Origin of the sequence: Nesterenkonia aerolata, assembly GCF_031470965.1 — a bacterium.
Taxonomy (GTDB): Bacteria; Actinomycetota; Actinomycetes; order Actinomycetales; family Micrococcaceae; genus Nesterenkonia; species Nesterenkonia aerolata.
Genome location: NZ_JAVKGR010000006.1, coordinates 72,140 through 90,735 on the forward strand (window position 1 = coordinate 72,140; position 18,596 = coordinate 90,735).

Genomic DNA, 18,596 nt, shown 5'->3' on the forward strand with positions numbered 1-18,596 from the left:
CCTCAGCGCCCGTCACCTGCTGCAGTTCCAGCACCGGACCCGACGACGTCAGGCTCGTCCTCCGGAGCGTAGTCCTCCTCAGGAATATCACGGGACTCAGCCGCCCAGGAACGGTCACGGTCCAGAGGGCGCTGGGTCATCAGCGAGCCGACCACGAGAACCACCAGGTTCAGCGGAAGCCCGACGAACACCGGGTGCCAGCCCAGCGGCTCACCGGCGAGCTGCCAGATCACAGCAGCCACGAGCCCGGACCACATGGCGGCGATACCGGCGGGCCGGGTCACCCGCCGCCAGAACATCCCCAGCAGCACCGGCGCCAGCAGCCCGGAGACCAGCATCGCCGTACCGGTGACCCACAAGACCACCAGCTGCGGAATGTACTGGGCCAGCAGGAAGGCGATGACCGAGGTGATCAGCACCGAGATCTTCGACCACTTCAGCAGCGAGTCTGAGGTGGGGTTCTTCATCCGGGGCCGGATGACGTCGTTGACCAGAGTCGAACTGGCGGCCAAGAAGAAGGAGTCGGCGCAGGAGATGACCGTGGCCAGCACGGCGATGATCATCACCACGATCATTGGGAACGGGAAGACCTCACCGATGACGGCGTAGTAGACCTGGCTCGGATCCGGCACATCGAGTTCGAGCCCCCACCGGGTCATCATGCCGATCAGCACCACCACCGTACAGATGAGGGTCTGCAGGATGATCGCTGTCCACAGGCCGATCTTCAGCACACGCATCGTGCGGGCAGCCCAGATGCGCTGCCACAGGTCCTGCCGCACCATCTGATACGCGCCGATGGTGAGGATATAGACCCCGAGCATGCCCGGTGCGATCCCCAGGAAGTCGAGCATCTGCTCTTCACCCGCCGCCGTGGCATTGGCCTCGATGGTCTCCCATCCGCCAGCGGCGAGGATCACCACGACGAAGAGGACGAAGATGCCCAGTGTCTGGATCGTCCCGTGGAGCGCATCCTGGAAGACCACGGACTTCAGCCCGCCGAGCACGGTCTTGATGGTCAGCATGATCCAGGCGATCGTGATGCCCCAGGTCATGCTCATCTCGAGGGTCAGGTAGAGGATCGTCGCGATGGAGACGAACTGCATCCCGGTGATGGCGCAGTAGGCGAAGAGCATGCTGATCGCAGTAGGGATCCGGGCTTTCTCCCCGTAGATGAGGGAGGTGAAGTCTCCCATGGTGACCATGTGGTGCTTGACCCCGAGTCGACGGATCGGTCCGGTCATACACAGGATGATGACCAGCGTGGTCGGTACCATGACCAGCCCCAACCAGATCTGCCCGACGCCGAGCGTATACCCGTTGGTCATGTATCCCAGGAGGATCGATCCGCCGATAGCGGTACCGACCAGGGTGAGGATCATCGGAAACAGACCAACGGTGCGTCCGGCGACAGAATAGTCCTCATAGGTCTTGACCCGGCGGTTGACCATATAGGCGAACCCGACGAGGAACGCGAAGTAGACGATCAGGATGCCGGTCAGGACGGTGGTCTGCTGTTCGGTGTACATGGTGCGGAGCCTTCCCCCGGAGGGCGGAATCGACCGTCTCAGACGGTGATCACCCTCACACTGTGATGCGGTGTGTCCCAGTCTCAGCGCTGGAGCCGACACGGATCAAAGACCTGTTTCGGATATCCCCTATGCCGATCACGCATGATCAGCCGCAGAGTTCGCCCCAGACGGGGACGCCTCCGACGACGGTCGAGGTGGGCACGATCTCCTTCAGGCGCGCCGAGGCCACCTCGTGAGGGTCCTCCGAGAGCACCACGAAGTCGGCGAGCATCCCGTGGCTCAGCCTCCCCTTGATGTGCTCCTCATGGGAGGCGTAAGCGCTGCCGACCGTGTAGGCCCGCAGCGCCTGCTCCAGGGTGATCCGCTCCTGCGGGGAGAACACCTCACCGCTGTGGGTCACCCGGTTGACCATGTCATGGACGTTGAGCATGGGATCGAGGGCGACCACCGGGGCGTCCGTGCTGGCCGCCACCGGCAGCCCGGCGTCAAAGAGGCCCTTGAGCCGATAGGTCAGATGCGCTCGTTCCTGCCCCACGGCCTCACGTGCGCCGTCGCCGAGCTCGTGGACGAACCGCCCCTGAGGCACAGGGATCAGCCCCAGCTCCTGCATCCGGCTCAGCTGCTCGTCCGAGGCCATACAGACGTGCTCGACGCGGTGACGCGGATCCTCACGCGGGTGCAGACGCTGAGCCTCCGCGAAGATCTCCAGCACAGTGTCCAGCGCCGCATCGCCGATCGCGTGAGCGGCCACCTGCCATCCCGCACGGTGGGCACCGATGAGCCGTTCGCGCAGCGTCTGGGAAGAGAACTGGAGCATCCCGCGCGGCGACGAGTCATCTCCGGATCCCACGGCGTAGTCGCAGCACATATAGGCGCTGCGGCCGATGAGTGAACCGTCGGAGAGGATCTTGGTGGCACCGATCCGCAGCCGCTCGTCACCCAGACCGGTCCGTATCCCGAGATCTAAGCCGATCCCCTGCGGCCCCTCCTCAGCCTCCGGCAGTCCGATGGGGTGCAGCCGCGTCAGGTACGGCATGACAGTGGCACGCACCCGGAGCCGACCCTGATCGCGGGCACGCTGGTAGCCGGCGATGTCATAGGTGCTCTGCCCGATGTGCTCCGGGGCACCCAGCCCCGGTTCGGTGATGGAGGTGACCCCGCGGGCCACCGCACTGCGGCTTCCGGCGGCGACCGCATCGGCGATGTCCTCGACAGTGGGTGCGGGGATGTGGTCCATCACCGCCGCGCGCGCCGTCTCCAGCAGGACGCCCTGGGCGCGGCCCTCACCGTCGAGCGGGATACCGCCTCCCTCCGGTACGGGGACATCGCGGCGCTGGGGATACCCGGCACGGCGGAAGGCCTCAGTGTTCGCGACACCGAGATGCCGTGACTTGTGATGCAGCCACACCGGGTGATCCCCGGTGACGGCGTCGAGCTGCTCGGCAGTGGGGTGCTGTCCGCCCAACCGATTCTGGTCGTATCCGGTGCCGATGACCCACGCTCCGGGTTCCGCCGCCTTGCAGGCGTGCCCCACTGCGGCGAGCAGCTCCCCAGTGTCGGAGACCGCATCCGGGCTCAGGTCGACCTGCAGCTCGGCGAGGCCGACCATCGAGAGGTGGCAGTGGGCATCGTTGAATCCGGGGAGCACGGTGGCTCCGCGCAGATCGACCACCTCCCGGAACTGCGCGGCGTCGATCTCCTCATCGAGGCTGATGATCCGCCCGTGGTGGACACCGAGGGCCCCGACTATGGGCCGTCGGGGATCCTGGGTATGGATCCGGACGTTGCGATAGAGAATGTCGAAGAGCATCACGGCCTCCGTCAGATGCCTCAGGTATGCGTCAAGGGGGTGGACAGACGCTGATCAGTCAGCACCTGGAGCACGGCGATCCGATGTTCGCCGGTGACAGCGTGCACGGCGCGCTCCATGGCGCCGGCAACGTCAGCGTCATCGGTGATCTGCTCGGCGTGGCCGCCGAAGGCCCGTCCGAACGCTGCGAAGTCCGGGTTGGCGATCTGGGTCCCGGAAATCCGCTGGGGATACTGACGTTCCTGGTGAGCGCGAATCGTCCCGAACTCTCCGTTGTCCATGACGATGACCAGGAATGCCGCACCGTACTGGGCCGCAGTGGCCAACTCCTGCCCGTTCATGAGGAACTCACCGTCGCCGACGATCGCCACGACCATCCGCTCAGGGTGTTCGAGCGAGGCGACGACGGCGGCCGGGACCGAATAGCCCATGGAACCGTTGCGGGTGCTCAGCTGCGAGGGATATGTCTCAGTGGGCATGTAGTACTGCGCCCACACGCAGTGGTTGCCCGCGCCGAAGGTGCTGATCGGGTCCTCGGGAAGCCACCGGCGCAGCTCCTCCATGACCACCGCCATATGAGCGGTGCCTCGTACCGTCTCCGGGAGCTCCTCCCGCGGAATAGGGACCGAGCGTGAGCGGTGTGCCTCGACGCCGCGGCGGCACCACGTCTCCCAGTCAATCCGGGGCGAGATCTCCAGAGCCTCTGCGGCCTCTGCGAAGGCCTGAGGCGAGGCGAGGATGTGCCGGGTCACCGGCCCGGAGCTCCCCTGCAGGGAGGGATCGGCGGTGACGAGGATAGTGGTGGCGTCCGGGCGCTGGCGCAGGGTGTACCCGTCGGTGGGCACGTCGCTGAGGACGGCCCCGACGCCGATCACGACATCAGCCTCCTCAAGCATCTGACCGGGCATCTCCGCGCTGCCGTAGCCGAGCCAGCCGGCATTGACCGGCGAGGAGGAGGGGATACGGTCAGTGGCCCGCCAGTCATGAACCACAGGGATGCGGTGGCGTTCGGCGAACTGCGCCACCTGGGCCGAGACCTGCGGGGTCCACCGTGGCCCCCCGAGGTACAGCAGCGGACGTTCGGCCCCGGAGAGGGCCGTGATGAGTGCCTCGACGTCCTCAGTTCCGAGGGCTCCCTCAGCCACCGGCAGCGGCCGAGTGATCTCACCGGTGAAGGGACGGCGGATGATGTCCTCGGGCAGCCCGACCACGACAGGACCGGGCCGGCCGGATGAGGCGGCGAAGAAGGCCTCGGCGACGATGTCCGAGGCCCGGTCGGGATCGTCGAGCATCAGAACACGTTTGGTCTGACTGCCGAACCAGGCCGCGGGATCGAACTCCTGGAACGATTCCCTCCCCCGATCCGAGATCGGCACCATGCCGACGAAGAGCACCATCGGCGTACCGTCCTGCCAGGCGCTGTGCACGGCGACGAAGGCGTTCGCGGCTCCGGGGCCTCGGGTCACCAGGGCGACGCCGGGCCGTCCGGTAAGCTTGCCCTGAGCTTCGGCCATATAGGTGGCACCACCCTCATGGCGCGCCACGACGTTGGTGATCTCAGCGTCATGGAGGCCGTCGAGGACTGCCAGGAAGCTCTCGCCGGGGACGGAATAGACGCGGTCGACGCCATGGGCCGTGAGGCTTTCCACGACGGCGGCACCGACGTGGAGAGGGCTGGCCGCCTCAGTGTCAGACATGTGTACGCTCCTCATCGTCCTGGCGATCCGTGCGGTGTCGCAGTGTGTCGTGGCACGCAAACAGCTCCGGCCATGACGCTCCCACCTCGATTCTCGAAGAGCGACGTGGATCACGTCCAATAGGGATTGAGCAGATCATTGATGCCGCGGAGACATAGACCAGAAAGACTCAGAATGCACTGATCACTACTGATGCGCCCACCCGGTGGACTCCTCCGCGTGGAGGAACCGGTGCAGCCGCTCGGCCACCGCGCGGATGGTCCCGTCGGCATGGTGGCCGGGAAGCCAGGTGACGTGCAGCGGCAGGTGCAGCGGAGTCTCCTCCTCGCCGTCCTCCGGCAGGACCACCAGATCCCGCAGACCATACTGCGGGGGCTCGGTGACCAGTGCGACGCCGTGACCTGCCGCCGTCAGAGCCATGCTCGTCTGCGCATCATCGCATTCGGTGATCCGGGAGAAGGTCACCCCGCCGTCGCTGAGGCAGCCGTCGATCAGCAGCCGGCTCACACTGCGGGTCGAGGGCAGGATGACGTGCTCGTCGCGGAAGGCCCCGATAGCGATGGTCTCGCGGTCGATGCCGAACAGCCGGTGGTCAGGAGCCGCCACAGCCCGGATCGGCGGGAACGCCAGGGGCACAGACCGCAGATGCGGGGCCGGGGCGACCGGAGAGATCGCCATATCCGCCCCGAGTCGCAAGGCGGCGTCCAGCTCGAAGTGCGGGTGGTCCTGACTGATGAGCATGGGATCCTCGGGGCTCATCGTGGCGACGAACGGGGCCAGCACGCTGCGGATCGAGGCCGCGGTGGCGGCCACTGTCAATGAGCTGACGCGCCCGGTCTGCAGAGCATCCACCGCCTGAGAGAGTCCGCGTGCCTCGCGCATGAGCCGCTGTGCGACCGGGACGAAGGCCCGCCCGGTGGGAGTCAGAGCGAGACGGTTTCCCTCCGGTTCGAACAGGCGCAGGTGCAGCTCGCGTTCGAGGGCCTTGATCTGACGGCTCAGCGCCGGTTGCGCCATGTGCAGCTCCTCGGCGGCACGGGTGACGGTCCCCCGGTCCACGACGGTGAGGAACTGGTGCAGGCGCCTGAGGGAGAGCTGGTCCGAATGCTCCATCGCTGCTTTTCCCTTCGAATGCGGACTCGGCTCTGACCGGGGATCCGGTCAGTCCACCGGCCCGGTCAGGTCGCCGTCGAGGATACGTCGGCCGACCTCGGTGAGCAGATCGACGCCACGCACCAGGTCTTCGTCCCGGGTGTATTCGGCCTCGTTGTGGGAAAGGCCGTCAACGCTGGGGACGAAGAGCATGACCGTGGGGACCAGGTCCTTCATCGTGGTGGAATCATGTCCGGCCACGGTCATGACCTCCATATGCGGCAGCTCCAAGGACTCGGCGGCCTTGCGGGCCAGCGCGACGCCGTCGGTGGAGTAGGCGAGCTGGCCCCAGGAGTGGGTGAGCTCATGGGTGATCGTCACCGATGCGGCCTGCTCCGCCTCGGCCAGCCGTTCGAGAAGCATCTGAGCCGCGGTGTCGAGGACGGACTCGTCGGGCGAGCGGAGGTCCGCCTGGAACGTGACCTCGCGGGCGATGGTCACCGGGGAGTTCGGCTCCAGCTCCAACGTGGAGACGGCGGTGCGCAGCTCATCGTCACCGAACTGGTGACACAGCTCGCGGACCGCAACGATCACCAGGGAGGCGCCGTAGAGCGCATCCCGGCGGTCAGCCATCAGCGCGGCGCCGGTGTGGGACTGGTCGCCGCGTACGGTGATACGGAATTTGCGGGCGCCCCAGGTGCGGTCCACCAGCCCGACGGGGGTGCCGGCGTCTTCGAGCTCGCGGCCCTGCTCGACGTGGATCTCCGCGTAGGCCGCCGGAGTCGGCAGCTGTGCCGCGGGCATCTCGGGCCCAGAGCTCAGCGCCTCAGCCACGGTGACGCCCGCACGGTCTGTGGTGCTCAGCGCGGCCTGCTCGTCGAGAACTCCGGCGTAGACGCCGCTGCCCATCATGCTGGGGCCGAACCGGGAGCCCTCCTCGTTGAACCAGTCGACCACACATAGGTTCAGGATCGGCTCGATCCGCCCGGCCTCGGCCTCGTCCCTCAGACGGAGGGCGGCGTGGGCGGCGGCGAGCACCCCGTAGGCGCCGTCGTATCTTCCTGCCATGGGCTGGGAGTCCAGATGGGACCCCATCAGCAGGTAGGGGGCGCCGGGTACGAGCTCGTAGGTGCCGAAGAGGTTGCCGATCCGGTCTGCACCGATGGTGAACCCCTGGGACTCCAGCCACCCGGCGAACCATTCCCGCGTGGCATGGTCGGCCTCGGTCGCTGCTTCCCGGTGCACGCCACCGCCGTCGGTGGCCCCGAAGGAGGACATATGACGGAAGTCCTCCAGGAAGGTCGGTGCGGGGCCGGTGTGCTGCGGATCGACGGATGTCATAGAGGCTTCCTCGAGAATCGTGGCATGCGTCGTTGCACGCCCTCCGGGATGGATGGCTCCCACCCTACGGGACGGCTCGGCACGTCCGTCTATGTCCGCTTCGGCATCGAGTCCCCTGTTTCCGGCGCATAATCGGCCCTCAGGGGCCCGACACGCGGCAGAAATCGGGGACTCGATGGAGGACAACGGTCACTGTTCGCTGTGAGCGTGGCATCCTCCCTGGCGAAGTGGCCTTGAAGTGGAGGAGGATCGGACGGGCGCATCGGAGCACCGATGCCACCAGACCACCGACCAGCACCAGGAGCACACCGATGAGCCACCAGGTTCCCGAGATCACCCTCAACGACGGACACCGCATGCCCCAGCTGGGCTTCGGGGTGTTCCAGGTGCCCGAGGCCGAGACCTCCGCCGCGGTGAGTGCCGCGCTGGAGACCGGATACCGGCACATCGACACGGCCGCGATCTACCGCAACGAGACCGGCGTCGGGCGTGCTGTGGAAGAGTCCGGCATCGGCCGCGATGAGCTGTTCATCACCACCAAGCTGTGGCCCACTGACTTCGATTCGCCCCGCCGCGCGCTGGAGCAGAGCCTCGAGAAGCTGGGCATGGACCACGTCGACCTGTACCTCATCCACTGGCCCGCCCCGCAGACGGACGCTTACCTCGAGGTGTGGGGCGCACTGGAGCAGCTGCTCGAGGAGGGGCTGACGCGCTCGGTCGGGGTCTCAAACTTCCTCCCGGAGCACCTGGATCGGGTGGTGGACCTCGGCGGCGCCGTCCCGGCGGTGAACCAGATCGAGCTGCACCCGGCGTTCCAGAACCGCACCACGGTCGATGCGAACCGCCGGTATGACATCGCTACCGAGGCCTGGAGTCCGCTGGCGCAGGGTGCAGTGCTCGATGACGACGCCGTCCTCCGGGCGGCCGAGACCCACGGAGTGAGTCCTGCACAGGCTGTGATCCGGTGGCACCTGCAGCACGGGAACATCGTGATCCCGAAGTCGGTCACCCCGGAGCGGATCGCCTCGAACTTCGACGTCTTCAGCTTCGAGCTCTCCGAGGACGAGATGGCCGGCATCGATGCGCTGGAACGCGACGGCCGCACCGGCGCGCACCCGAACGAGGTCAATCCCTCCTGAGAACCCCACCCCCAGCGGTGACTCTGGAGTTGGTGCCCTTTTCAGCGCGATTTGACGCTCATAAGGGCACCAACTCCAGAGTCAACCTGGAAGGGGAGTGGCGACGGCGGCGCGACGGCGGGCGATGAAACGCCGCTGAGCCTCGTTCTGCGCAAGGGACGCCGCCCGATCCCACGCCTCGGCCGCGGCCGCATCGTCACCGACCTCGGCATGGAACAGCGCGCAGGAAACATGGAAAGGATGGTGCCGGGCGATCTCCGGGTCTCCCGCGAGCGCAAGCAGTCCTCGCAGTCCGGCTCCTGGACCATCCCGACGCCCCAGCGCGATCGCGCGGTTCATCCGCACCACGGAGTCATCACCGTGGTGGAGCAGAATGTCGTAGAGCATGACGATCTGCCGCCAGTCGGTCGCCTCGAAGCTGGGGGCCTCAGCGTGCACCGCCGCAATCGCTCCCTGCACGGTGAACCGTCCAGCCGAGGGCATACCCGCGGCCCGCTCCACCAGGGCGAGCCCCTCCTGTGTGAGGGCCAGGTCCCATCGGCTGCGATCCTGATCCTCCAACGCGACGGGGACGCCGTCGTCGTCGACCCGCGCCGCCGCGCGAGCCTCGGTGAGCAGCAGCAATCCCAGCAGACCGCACGGCTCCGCCTGCTCCGGCAGCGAGCTCTGCACGATCCGTGCCAGGCGGATGGCCTCCGTAGTCAGTTCGCTGCGCAGCACCGCATCACCCGCGGTGGCATCGTAGCCCTCGGTGAAGATCAGGGAGATTGCGGTGAGCACCCGTGAGAGCCGGCCCCGCAGCGCAGCCTCGCCCTCCGGAATCCGCAGGAGGATCCGATTGGCCGCGATCCGCTTCTTGGCGCGGGTGATCCGCGCCTGCACCGTCGGCACCGGCAGCAGCAGCGACTGCGCCACCTCGGCAGTGCTCAGCCCGCCGACGAACCGCAGCATCAGAGCGATCTGATCTGCCGAGGAGATGGCCGGGTGGCAGCAGCCCATGAGCATGGCCAACCGCTCGTCCTGCGCGCTCAGGGCATCGAGGGCGTCGTCCTCGGCCGCGGGCAACGTGAACTCGTTCTGCTCCCGGAGTGCTGCGACCCGCCGCGCGAAGACCGCGTCGCGTCGGACCCTGTCCAGAGCCCGCCGCCAAGCCACGGTGATCAGCCAGGCCAGAGGGGTGCTCGGGATGCCCTCGCGCGGCCAGGTCTCCAACGCGGCCTGCATCGCGTCCTGCGCTGCCTCCTCGGCGAGGTCGAGGCTGCCGAAGCGATGCACCAGCACGGCGAGCAGACGTGAGTGTTCGTCCCGGAAGAACCGGGCGAGCACCGCGTCCGTCGCCTCGGGCATGCTGGGCTCAGAGCTCCAACATGGGGCGGATCTCGACCCTCCCGCCGACCGCACCGGGGCAGCGCCCGGCCCAGTAGAGCGCCTCATCGAGATCCTTGACATCGATGACGATGGTGCCGCCGACGAACTCGCGGCTCTCAGCGTACGGCCCGGCCGTGACCACCGGTTCCGCATCTCGGTTCGCTTTCGTCACGATGGTCCCTTCCTCGGGGTCGCTGAGACCCAACCCTCCGGCGAGCACTCCGGCCTTCTCGAGTTCGGCGTCGAAGGCTATGAACTCCTCCACCGTCGGTGCGTCCTTCGGCTCTTCGCCGCAGCGGGCATCGTCCAGGTTCGCCATGAGCAGCAGCACATATTTCATCGTCGCAGTCCTCTCCTCGGAGGTGGTCCTCGGCCCGACCGGATGGGCGGGTCACCATGTAGACGGCTGCGAGACCGTCAGATCGACAGTCCCGCAGAATAATCTCAGGACTTTCTGACTCGAGTCTCACGCGGATCCGCCACGATGTCATCAATTGCCGTCTGCCCGCCTGCACTCATCACACGACGCCGACCCACCGTCACCCTCCCACGGTGACTCTGGAGTTGGTGCCCTTTTGAGCGTCAAATCGCGCTGAAAAAGGGCACCAACTCCAGAGTCAACCGGGGGTGGGTTGGGGATGGGGTGAGAGATCAGCGGAGAAGGCTCACCGCCCCGGGCACGACGTCGACCTCCACCTCACAGCCGGGATGGTCCCCGGCGAGGACCGCGTCGCCGTCGGCGAAGAGGGGAACCCCCGCCGGCACCTGCACCCGCAGTCGGCGGGCCCGCCGCGTGTGCAGCGGCCTCAGCAGCCGGTGGGCACGCAGATACACCAGCGGAAAGAGCCCGACGAGCCCGGGGCGGGAGAGCGGGTCCACGTAGGAAACCTCGGCGCGCCCGTCAGCGATCTCAGCGCCCGGAGCCAACGGAATGCCGCCACCGATGGTCGGCCCGTTCTGCATGCAGATCAGCGCCGACTCACGTCGAGCGATCGGCTCACCGTCGACGGCCGCCTCGAAGCTGATCGGCCGGAACCTGCGCACCTCGCCGAACAGCGCAACCAAATACCGCAGCGAACCCGGCACCCGGGTCAGCGCATCGGCCCGCCGGTTCACCTGGGCGTCGAATCCGATGTTCACCGAGTTGGCAACCCACCGCTCATCATGCACCGCACCGTCAGTACTGACGCGAAGCCGCAGCGCATCCACCGCCGCCACACGCATCACTGGCCTCTCCAAGGCCCGCAGCACCACGTCCAGCGCCTCCCGCGGATCACGCCGGGACAGCCCCGTTGCCCGGGCGAAGTCGTTACCGGTGCCCGCCGGCACCACACCCAGCGGAATCGGGTCACCCTGCGCCCCGAGCACGAGCGACAGCCCGGCGGCCACCATGCCATCGCCACCGCGGACGACGACGGCATCCACTCCCTCAGCGATCACCGCACGCGCCTGCTCCATCTGCGCGGCATGGTCGCCCGGCTCCGGGACGATCAGCTCCACCGAGAGTCCCGTGTAAGCCTCGATCCGCCGCCGCGCCCGCGCCATAGTCCGACGCCGTCCGGCCCGAGGGTTCAACAGCACCAGCACACGACGACGGACCGGCGGACCCGACTCCGCGACCTCACGCCCGGCCCCCTCCTCGCTGCTCATACCGGCATCACCTGGGCCACGGACCGACCGCACCGACCGTTCAGCCCTGGCCGGCGTCGAGCAGTGCGCTGACCAGCCCGTGCAGCCCGGTGGCCTGAGAACCCTTGACCAGGACGACGTCGCCGTCGCGCAGCTCGTCCAGCAGGTGCTCGGTCAGTGCGGCCCGCTCGCTCCAGTGGATCACGCCCTCGCGCTCCCCCAGCCCCGCAGCCAAGTGACGCATCCGCCGCCCGAACAGGTGGAGCAGGTCGATCTCCAAGCCGTCCACATCGTCAGCCATCCGGCGATGGATGGCGTTCGTCCCGCGCCCCAGCTCGCGGATGTCCCCGAGGACCGCGACCCTGCGCCCCTGACCCGCCGGAGTGCGTGCCGCCAAGGCCTCCAGAGACGCCACCATGGAGAGCGGGTTTGCGTTATACGCCTCATCGATCACCGTCACTCGCCGCTGACCGGGCAGGGTCACCTCGGAGACCATGCCCCGGCCCCACAGGGCGCTGAAGCTCTCCAGTGAGGCCACACCCTCCCGCCAGGCGGCGATGCCGTGGGCGCGCAACACCGCGATGACGGCCAGCGAGTTCAGCGCCATATGGCGGCCTTCGGCCCCGATCCGGTAGTCCACGGGCTCCCCGGCGACCGCGGCCCGGACCGCACCGTCGGAGGGGTCGTAGCTGATCAGCCGGATGTCGGCGTCCCCATGCTCGCCGTAGGTGGTCACCGTGCGCCCCTGGGCTCGCGCGTACTCGATGAGCATGTCCGCATGCGGGGCATCAGCAGTGATGACCGCCGCACCGTACCCCGTACCCGGCAGGCCGTCGAAGATGTGCTTCTTCTGCTGGGCCACACCTTCCAGGGTCTTCAAGTAGTTCAGATGCGCCTCGGAGATCGAGGTCAGCACGGCGACGTCGGCGGCGAGGACGAAGTCATGCCGCTGCAGCGTGGTGAACGTGCCCCCGGCCACCTCCAGCACGGAGTGGTCGTACCGGTCCGCGCGCGCCTGGTGTGCGGCCACGTGGATCGCCACGTTCTGCGGGTTCGGCGGCGAGCTCACCCGCCAGCCGGGGTCCACGGCCTTCAACGCGTGGGTGATCATCGCCTTGGTGGTGGACTTGCCCGCCGAACCGGTGACCGCGGTGATGCGGGCCTCGCCGCGCCGGTCGCGGATGACTTCGGCGATACGCAGCGTCAGCCCCAGAGTGTTCTCGGCGATGAGCAGGTTCTGCCCCGCAAGCGCCTCGGCCTGAGTCTCGGCGATCTCCGGGGTGCAGATGAACCCGTGGACCCCGGATTCGACGCCGCGGGCGATCCGCTCGGCGGCCTCGAGATCCTCGCCGACGAACCGCTTGATGTTGGCCCGGCCCCACCGCTGATCGACCAGCACCAGGAACCGCCCCATCCGCTCATTCGACCGCGGGATCGCGACCATACCGCCGAACTCTACGGAGGCCTCACCACGGAACTCGACCTCCACCGATTCGGGCAGTGCGGCGAGCAGCGTCTCGACGTCCATAGGGCTCCTGATTCTCTGAACTGGCGCAGGCGGATAGGGGGCTGGGCCAAGGATAGTAGGACAGGGGAAATGACGCCCCACGCACCCCTCCTGGCAGAGGCCTCACCGCTGCGCGCGCAGCACCTCACCCAGCACCGACGCCGCCTGGGGAAACCGGTCGGGAGCGGTTCCGGTGAAGTTCAACCGCAGATGCGGCCCCGAGGGCTCAGCGGGGAACCACTCGTCCCCGGCAGCCACGAGGACCCCCTGCGCCGCGGCGTCCCTGACGAGCGCCCGGGCCTCGGCCCCCTCGGGCAGCCGTGCCCACAGGTGCAGCCCACCCACCGGCGGGGACTCCACCCGCACCTCGGGGGCGTAGTGCGTCAGCGCATCCAGGAGGAGATCACGACGGGCCCGCAGCTGACGGCGCAGTTCCTTGAGGTGAACTCGCCATCCGGGCCGTGTGACGACGTCGACGGCGGCGGCCTGCAGCAGCCCGGAGACGTACATCGTCTCCACGGCGCGGTCGGTGAACAGCCGCTCGCGCACCGGGCCCCGGGCGATGACGGCGGCCACCCGCAGCGCCGGAGACACAGACTTGGTCAGCGAGCGCAGGCGGATCACGTGACCGGCATCATCGAGGCCGGCCAGCGGACGTGGGTCGGCGTCGATCCCCAGGTCGAACGCCCAGTCGTCCTCGATGAGGAAGGCACCCCGGCGACGGACGATGTCGAGGATCGCCTCCGCGCGCTCAGGCGACCACTGCCCGCCCAACGGGTTCGAGAACGTCGGCTGGGTGTAGAAGGCCCGGGCGCCGGTGGCGTCCAGGGCACGGGCGACGGCCTCCGGATCGGGACCCTGAGGGCCGGTGCTCACCGGTACCAGGCGGATCCCCTCGTGGGCGGCGAGGGTGATGGCACCCCAATAGCTGGGTGATTCGATCACCAGCGGCCCACCGGTGCCGACGACGGACCGGAACACCGCCCGCAGTCCGCCCTGGCTGCCGGCGACGATGAGTACATCGCGGGCGCTCGGGGCTGTGCTCGCGGTAGATCCCGCCGCTGCGCCTGCCGCCTGCTCGGCGGCGAACCATTCCTGCAGCTCCGGCAGCCCGGCGGTGGGGGTCAGCGCGGTGGCGGCGGCGGACCGCGCCGCCCGTCCGAAGGCCGCGCACAGCAGGGATTGGGGCAGCAGCTCGGGCATCGGATAGGCCGAGTGCATCGCGATCTCTTCGGGACCGGCCACCCGCTGGGTCGCGGAGAAACCCGTCGGACGGTGTTCGACGGCGGCCAGCACCGAGGTCTGCCAGCTGAAGTCGACTGGGCGCGGGATGCGGCGCGAGCGGACGAAGTTCCCGGCACCGGGCCTGCTCTCCACCAGTCCCATCGTGACCAGACGGCGGACGGCCCGCTGCACTGTGGCCGGGCCGACGCCGTATTCGCCGGTCAGCGCGCGCGTCGGGGGCAGCTGGGCTCCTGCGGGGAGGGAGTCGATGAGGTGACGCATTCCCTCGACCACACGGTCGCTGCTACTCTGAGTCATGAGAAATAATGATAGCGCTACTACTCACGCAGGGCATCCGTTACTGACCGGTGGGCTGATCTGGGGGTTCCTCGGCGTCCTGGCCTTCTCGTTCACTGTGCCGCTCACCCGCATCGCCGTGGACGAGCTGGATCCTCTGTTCATCGGCGCCGGGCGTGCAGTGGTCGCAGCGCTCGTCGCCGGCATCGTCCTGGCCCTCACCCGTCAGCCACTGCCCTCGAAGGTCCAGGCGATGAGGCTGCTGGTGGTGGCCGGAGGGATCGTCGTCGGCTTCCCGGTGCTCACCTCTCTCGCCCTGACCACCGCCTCGGCAAATCACGGCGCCGTGGTCATCGGGGTGCTCCCCGCCGCCACCGCCGCTGCCGCCGTGCTGCGCACCGGAGAACGTCCCGCCCCGCGCTTCTGGGTGTTCGCCACGCTGGGCGCCGTCGTCGGGGTGGCCTTCGCTGTGCTGCACGGCGGTGCAGTTCCGGGGCTGAACTGGTCTGACCTGCTGCTGCTCGGAGCAGTGGTGGCGGCAGCGGTCGGCTATGCCGAAGGCGGGCTGCTCAGCCGTGAGCTCGGAGCGTGGCAGACCATCTCCTGGGCGCTGGTTCTCTCCTCCCCCGTCATGGCGGTGCTGACCATCGGCTCGCTGAGCAGCGGGCTGCCCGTAGAAGCCGGTCTGGCGCAGTGGTCGGCCTTCGCCTATCTGGCTCTGATCAGCATGTACCTGGGTTTCTTCGCCTGGTACCGCGGCCTGGCGATCGGCCCGATGGCTCAGGTCAGCCAGATCCAGCTGGTCCAGCCGGTGATGAGCATCGCCTGGGCCGCGCTGCTGCTGGGTGAGGCAATCACGTGGCTCACCGCGGTCGGCGCTGTCGCCGTCGTCGGCTGTGCGGCTATGGCCGTGCGGACCCGCCTGCGGGCGAGTTCACGGCCCCGGCCGCGGGCCGGACTGAGGTCCCGGCTGAGGCACCGCCCCCGTCCCTGACGACGCCGCTGGTCAGACCCCTGCTCAGGCCCCTGGTCACGCCTGCCAACCGGGGTACAGTGTCTGCGTGGCCCGGGGCACATCCGGGCCGCGTCAGCATGTCATCCGGCATGTTCTGCCTTTGCGCACAGCGCAGCGCTGCGCACCCATCGGCAAGGAGGCCGAGATCTGTGAGTAGTGACGACCTGTTCTGGACGACTCCGGACCGCATCGAGAAGGACGGGCACATCGGCCCCGTCGATGCCACCCAGCTGCCCCGCTTCGCCGGGCCTGCCACCTTCGCCCGGCTGCCGAGGATCGACGAGGTCGAGCACACCGACGTCGCGGTCATGGGCATCCCCTTCGACACCGGTGTCTCCTACCGCTCGGGCGCCCGCTTCGGCCCCACCCATGTGCGCGAGTCCTCCCGGCTGATGCGCCCGTACCACCCGGTGCTGGACACTGATCCGTTCGGGGTGCAGCAGGTCGCTGACGCCGGTGACGTGGGCGTGAACCCGTACGACATCGACGAGGCCATGGGCACTGTGGAGCGGGCCGCCTCGGCGCTGACGGTACGCGGGTCACGCATCGTGACCATCGGCGGGGACCACACCATCGCCCTGCCGCTGCTGCGCAACGCGCACCGCCACCACGGCAAGGTCGCGCTCATCCACTTCGATGCGCACTTGGACACCTGGGACACCTATTTCGGTCAGCCCTACACCCACGGGACCCCATTCCGGCGGGCCTTCGAGGAGGACCTGATCGACACCGACGCGGTCATGCACGTGGGCACCCGCGGGCCGCTCTACGGGAAGAAGGACCTCGACGACGACGCGAGCTTCGGCTTCTCCCACATCACCTGCGAGGCGATCATGCGCCGCGGCGTCGACGATGTCGTCGAGCAGATCCGCAGCGTGCTCGACGATCGGCCGACCTACCTCTCCATCGACATCGACGTGCTGGACCCGGCCCACGCACCAGGCACCGGCACCCCCGAGGCCGGTGGCATGACCAGCCGGGAGCTGCTGGCGATCCTGCGCGGACTGCGCGGCACCCGGCTGATCGGCGCCGACGTCGTCGAGGTCTCCCCCGCCTACGACCACGCCGAGCTGACGGGCATCGCCGCCGCCCATGTGGTCTATGACCTCATCGCGCTGATGGGCCTGAGCACCGAGGGAGGTGCCCGCTGATGACGATGTCAGGACCGCTGCATGATGATGACCTGGACACCTCCGGTGCGGAATCGGGTCAACCTCCGCTGACCATGCTGAACCCGGACTTCCCGTTCAGCTACGATCACTACCTGGCCCACCCGGCCGGGCTGGGATCGGTGCCTGAGCAGGCGCACGGTACCGAGGTCGCCGTCGTCGGGGCCGGGGTGGCCGGGCTGGTGGCCGCCTATGAGCTGATGAAGCTGGGACTGCGCCCGGTGGTCTTCGAAGCCGGGGCCATCGGCGGGCGGCTGAAGTCCCAGGCCTTCGACACCAACCCGGAGATCATCGCTGACCTGGGCGGGATGCGCTTCCCGGTCTCCGGCCGGGCGCTGTACCACTACATCGACTTACTCGGCCTGGAGACCCGCGAGTTCCCCAACCCGCTGACTGAGGCGACGCCGTCGACGGTGATCGACCTCAACGGGGAGACCATCTATGCCGAGACCCCGGAGCAGCTGCCGGAGTTCTACCGGGAGGTGGCCTCAGCCTGGAAACAGGCGCTGCGTCAGGACGCGGAGCTCGACGCGGTGCAGGAGGCGATCCGCCGCCGTGACATCACTGAACTGAAGCGACTCTGGGACGAGATGGTCCGCCGGCTCGACGACGAATCCTTCTACGGGTTCATCGCTTCTTCGCAGGCCTTCTCCACGCTGTCCTTCGAGCACATCGAGACCTTCGGGCAGGTGGGTTTCGGCACCGGCGGCTGGGACACCGACTTCACCAATTCGATCCTCGAGGTCCTGCGGGTGGTCTTCACCGACGCCGACGACGGCCACCGCAGCATCGTCGGCGGCGCCCAGCAGCTGCCCGAACGCCTGTGGCGCCACGCCCCGGAGGAGATGGCCCACTGGCCGGCCGGCACCACGCTGGCCTCGCTGCACGGCGGGGCCCCGCGCGGTGCGGTGACCGGCATCCACCGCGGTGCGGCCGGGGGTATCCGGATCACGGAGAAGTGGGGCCGGGTCTCAGAATTCCCCACTGCGGTGATCACCTGCCAGTCCTGGCTGCTCTCGGCGCGGATCGACACCGAGGAGGAGCTGTTCGCCCCGGCCATGTGGCGGGCGATGGAGAAGAGCCACTACATGCTCTCCTCGAAGACCTTCGTGATGGTGGATCGGCCGTTCTGGCGGGACGAGGATCCGCAGACCGGGCGGCCGTGCATGTCGATGACGCTCACCGACCGGCTGCCGCGGGCCACCTACCTGCTCGATGAGGGGCAGGACCGGCCGGCGTCGATCCTGCTGTCCTACACCTGGAACGACGACGCCCTGAAGTGGCTGGCGCTCGACGCCGACGAACGCAGCCGGATGATGCTGCACTCGCTGCATAAGATCTACCCGCATCTGGACATCGGCTCGCATATCGTCGGGCAGCCGATCACGGTGTCCTGGGAGGCAGATCCGAACTTCATGGGGGCGTTCAAGAACAATCTGCCCGGGCACTACCGGTACCAGCGGCGGCTGTTCAGCCATTTCGTGCAGTCTGAGCTGCCGGAGTGCGAGCGGGGGATCTTCCTCGCCGGGGATGACATCTCCTGGACGGCGGGCTGGGCCGACGGCGCGGTGACCACGGCGCTGAATGCGGTGTGGGGCGTCGTCGATCACCTGGGCGGCGCCTCCGCGCAGGGCAACCCCGGCCCGGGCGATCTCTGGGCGGAGCTCAAGCCGGTGGAGCTCAGCTGACCCCACCCCCTCCGATCGAGAATCCCTGGGTTTGTGAGTAATCCCGTGGAACATACAGCGGGATTACTCACAAAGCCAAGGATTCTCG

Annotated in this window: 14 protein-coding genes; 4 read left to right on the forward strand and 10 right to left on the reverse strand. The window is 68.2% G+C overall.

Annotated elements, in window-relative coordinates; translation table 11 throughout:
• Positions 1–2 precede the first annotated feature (2 nt).
• The 5 genes from RIL96_RS06895 to RIL96_RS06915 form a co-directional block, all read right to left on the reverse strand.
• Complete coding sequence (locus RIL96_RS06895) at positions 3–1,529, reverse strand: sodium:solute symporter family protein (RefSeq protein WP_310548277.1); 1,527 nt, start codon at positions 1,527–1,529, stop codon at positions 3–5.
• A 148-nt stretch (positions 1,530–1,677) separates the two neighbouring features.
• Positions 1,678–3,342 (reverse strand): amidohydrolase, encoded by a 1,665-nt coding sequence (locus RIL96_RS06900; protein ID WP_310548278.1) that lies wholly within the window; start codon positions 3,340–3,342, stop codon positions 1,678–1,680.
• Positions 3,343–3,362: 20 nt separating this feature from the next.
• The gene (locus RIL96_RS06905) at positions 3,363–5,039 is read right to left on the reverse strand and encodes a thiamine pyrophosphate-dependent enzyme (RefSeq protein ID WP_310548279.1); all 1,677 of its coding nucleotides are present in this window, start codon (positions 5,037–5,039) and stop codon (positions 3,363–3,365) included.
• 186 nt (positions 5,040–5,225) lie between these two features.
• Complete coding sequence (locus RIL96_RS06910) at positions 5,226–6,152, reverse strand: LysR family transcriptional regulator (protein ID WP_310548280.1); 927 nt, start codon at positions 6,150–6,152, stop codon at positions 5,226–5,228.
• 48 nt (positions 6,153–6,200) lie between these two features.
• On the reverse strand, positions 6,201–7,472 hold the full coding sequence (locus tag RIL96_RS06915) for a M20 family metallo-hydrolase (RefSeq protein WP_310548281.1): 1,272 nt from the start codon (positions 7,470–7,472) through the stop codon (positions 6,201–6,203).
• Positions 7,473–7,783: 311 nt separating this feature from the next.
• Between RIL96_RS06915 and RIL96_RS06920 the strand changes: the two genes are divergently transcribed.
• Positions 7,784–8,611 (forward strand): aldo/keto reductase, encoded by an 828-nt coding sequence (locus RIL96_RS06920; RefSeq protein ID WP_310548282.1) that lies wholly within the window; start codon positions 7,784–7,786, stop codon positions 8,609–8,611.
• 81 nt (positions 8,612–8,692) lie between these two features.
• On the opposite strand, the gene RIL96_RS06925 is transcribed toward RIL96_RS06920, so the two are convergent.
• From RIL96_RS06925 to RIL96_RS06945, 5 genes are all read right to left on the reverse strand, one after another.
• Positions 8,693–9,958 carry an RNA polymerase sigma factor gene (locus RIL96_RS06925; protein WP_310548283.1) on the reverse strand — a complete coding sequence of 422 codons (1,266 nt, stop codon included), beginning with the start codon at positions 9,956–9,958 and terminating at the stop codon, positions 8,693–8,695.
• Positions 9,959–9,965: 7 nt separating this feature from the next.
• Entirely contained in the window at positions 9,966–10,319 is a 354-nt protein-coding gene (locus RIL96_RS06930) for a YciI family protein (RefSeq protein WP_310548284.1), read from the reverse strand.
• A gap of 311 nt (positions 10,320–10,630) precedes the next feature.
• Positions 10,631–11,629: a diacylglycerol/lipid kinase family protein gene (locus tag RIL96_RS06935; RefSeq protein ID WP_310548285.1), complete on the reverse strand. Its 999-nt coding sequence runs from the start codon at positions 11,627–11,629 to the stop codon at positions 10,631–10,633.
• Between the two features lie 40 nt (positions 11,630–11,669).
• On the reverse strand, positions 11,670–13,136 hold the full coding sequence (locus tag RIL96_RS06940) for a Mur ligase family protein (RefSeq protein ID WP_310548286.1): 1,467 nt from the start codon (positions 13,134–13,136) through the stop codon (positions 11,670–11,672).
• Between the two features lie 102 nt (positions 13,137–13,238).
• Positions 13,239–14,657: an aminotransferase-like domain-containing protein gene (locus tag RIL96_RS06945; protein WP_310548287.1), complete on the reverse strand. Its 1,419-nt coding sequence runs from the start codon at positions 14,655–14,657 to the stop codon at positions 13,239–13,241.
• On the opposite strand from RIL96_RS06945, the gene RIL96_RS06950 reads away from it, so the two are divergent.
• The 3 genes from RIL96_RS06950 (at position 14,656) to RIL96_RS06960 (ending at position 18,508) form a co-directional block, all read left to right on the forward strand.
• Positions 14,656–15,630 (forward strand): DMT family transporter, encoded by a 975-nt coding sequence (locus RIL96_RS06950; RefSeq protein ID WP_310548288.1) that lies wholly within the window; start codon positions 14,656–14,658, stop codon positions 15,628–15,630. The two genes, RIL96_RS06945 and RIL96_RS06950, sit on opposite strands and share 2 nt — an antisense overlap.
• A gap of 170 nt (positions 15,631–15,800) precedes the next feature.
• Positions 15,801–16,802, forward strand: a complete 1,002-nt coding sequence (gene speB / locus RIL96_RS06955; protein ID WP_310548289.1) for an agmatinase — start codon at positions 15,801–15,803, stop codon at positions 16,800–16,802.
• A 5-nt stretch (positions 16,803–16,807) separates the two neighbouring features.
• Positions 16,808–18,508 carry a flavin monoamine oxidase family protein gene (locus RIL96_RS06960; RefSeq protein ID WP_310548332.1) on the forward strand — a complete coding sequence of 567 codons (1,701 nt, stop codon included), beginning with the start codon at positions 16,808–16,810 and terminating at the stop codon, positions 18,506–18,508.
• Positions 18,509–18,596 lie beyond the last annotated feature (88 nt).

Bases quoted from the DNA above. Each gene is read 5' to 3' on its own strand.
- RIL96_RS06905 (WP_310548279.1), bottom strand. From the start codon at position 5,039: ATGTCTGACACTGAGGCGGCCAGCCCTCTCCACGTCGGTGCCGCCGTC.
- RIL96_RS06945 (WP_310548287.1), bottom strand. From the start codon at position 14,657: ATGACTCAGAGTAGCAGCGACCGTGTGGTCGAGGGAATGCGTCACCTC.
- RIL96_RS06895 (WP_310548277.1), bottom strand. From the start codon at position 1,529: ATGTACACCGAACAGCAGACCACCGTCCTGACCGGCATCCTGATCGTC.
- RIL96_RS06900 (WP_310548278.1), bottom strand. From the start codon at position 3,342: ATGCTCTTCGACATTCTCTATCGCAACGTCCGGATCCATACCCAGGAT.
- RIL96_RS06940 (WP_310548286.1), bottom strand. From the start codon at position 13,136: ATGGACGTCGAGACGCTGCTCGCCGCACTGCCCGAATCGGTGGAGGTC.
- RIL96_RS06915 (WP_310548281.1), bottom strand. From the start codon at position 7,472: ATGACATCCGTCGATCCGCAGCACACCGGCCCCGCACCGACCTTCCTG.
- RIL96_RS06920 (WP_310548282.1), top strand. From the start codon at position 7,784: ATGAGCCACCAGGTTCCCGAGATCACCCTCAACGACGGACACCGCATG.
- RIL96_RS06910 (WP_310548280.1), bottom strand. From the start codon at position 6,152: ATGGAGCATTCGGACCAGCTCTCCCTCAGGCGCCTGCACCAGTTCCTC.
- RIL96_RS06930 (WP_310548284.1), bottom strand. From the start codon at position 10,319: ATGAAATATGTGCTGCTGCTCATGGCGAACCTGGACGATGCCCGCTGC.
- RIL96_RS06925 (WP_310548283.1), bottom strand. From the start codon at position 9,958: ATGCCCGAGGCGACGGACGCGGTGCTCGCCCGGTTCTTCCGGGACGAA.
- RIL96_RS06960 (WP_310548332.1), top strand. From the start codon at position 16,808: ATGTCAGGACCGCTGCATGATGATGACCTGGACACCTCCGGTGCGGAA.
- RIL96_RS06935 (WP_310548285.1), bottom strand. From the start codon at position 11,629: ATGAGCAGCGAGGAGGGGGCCGGGCGTGAGGTCGCGGAGTCGGGTCCG.
- RIL96_RS06950 (WP_310548288.1), top strand. From the start codon at position 14,656: ATGAGAAATAATGATAGCGCTACTACTCACGCAGGGCATCCGTTACTG.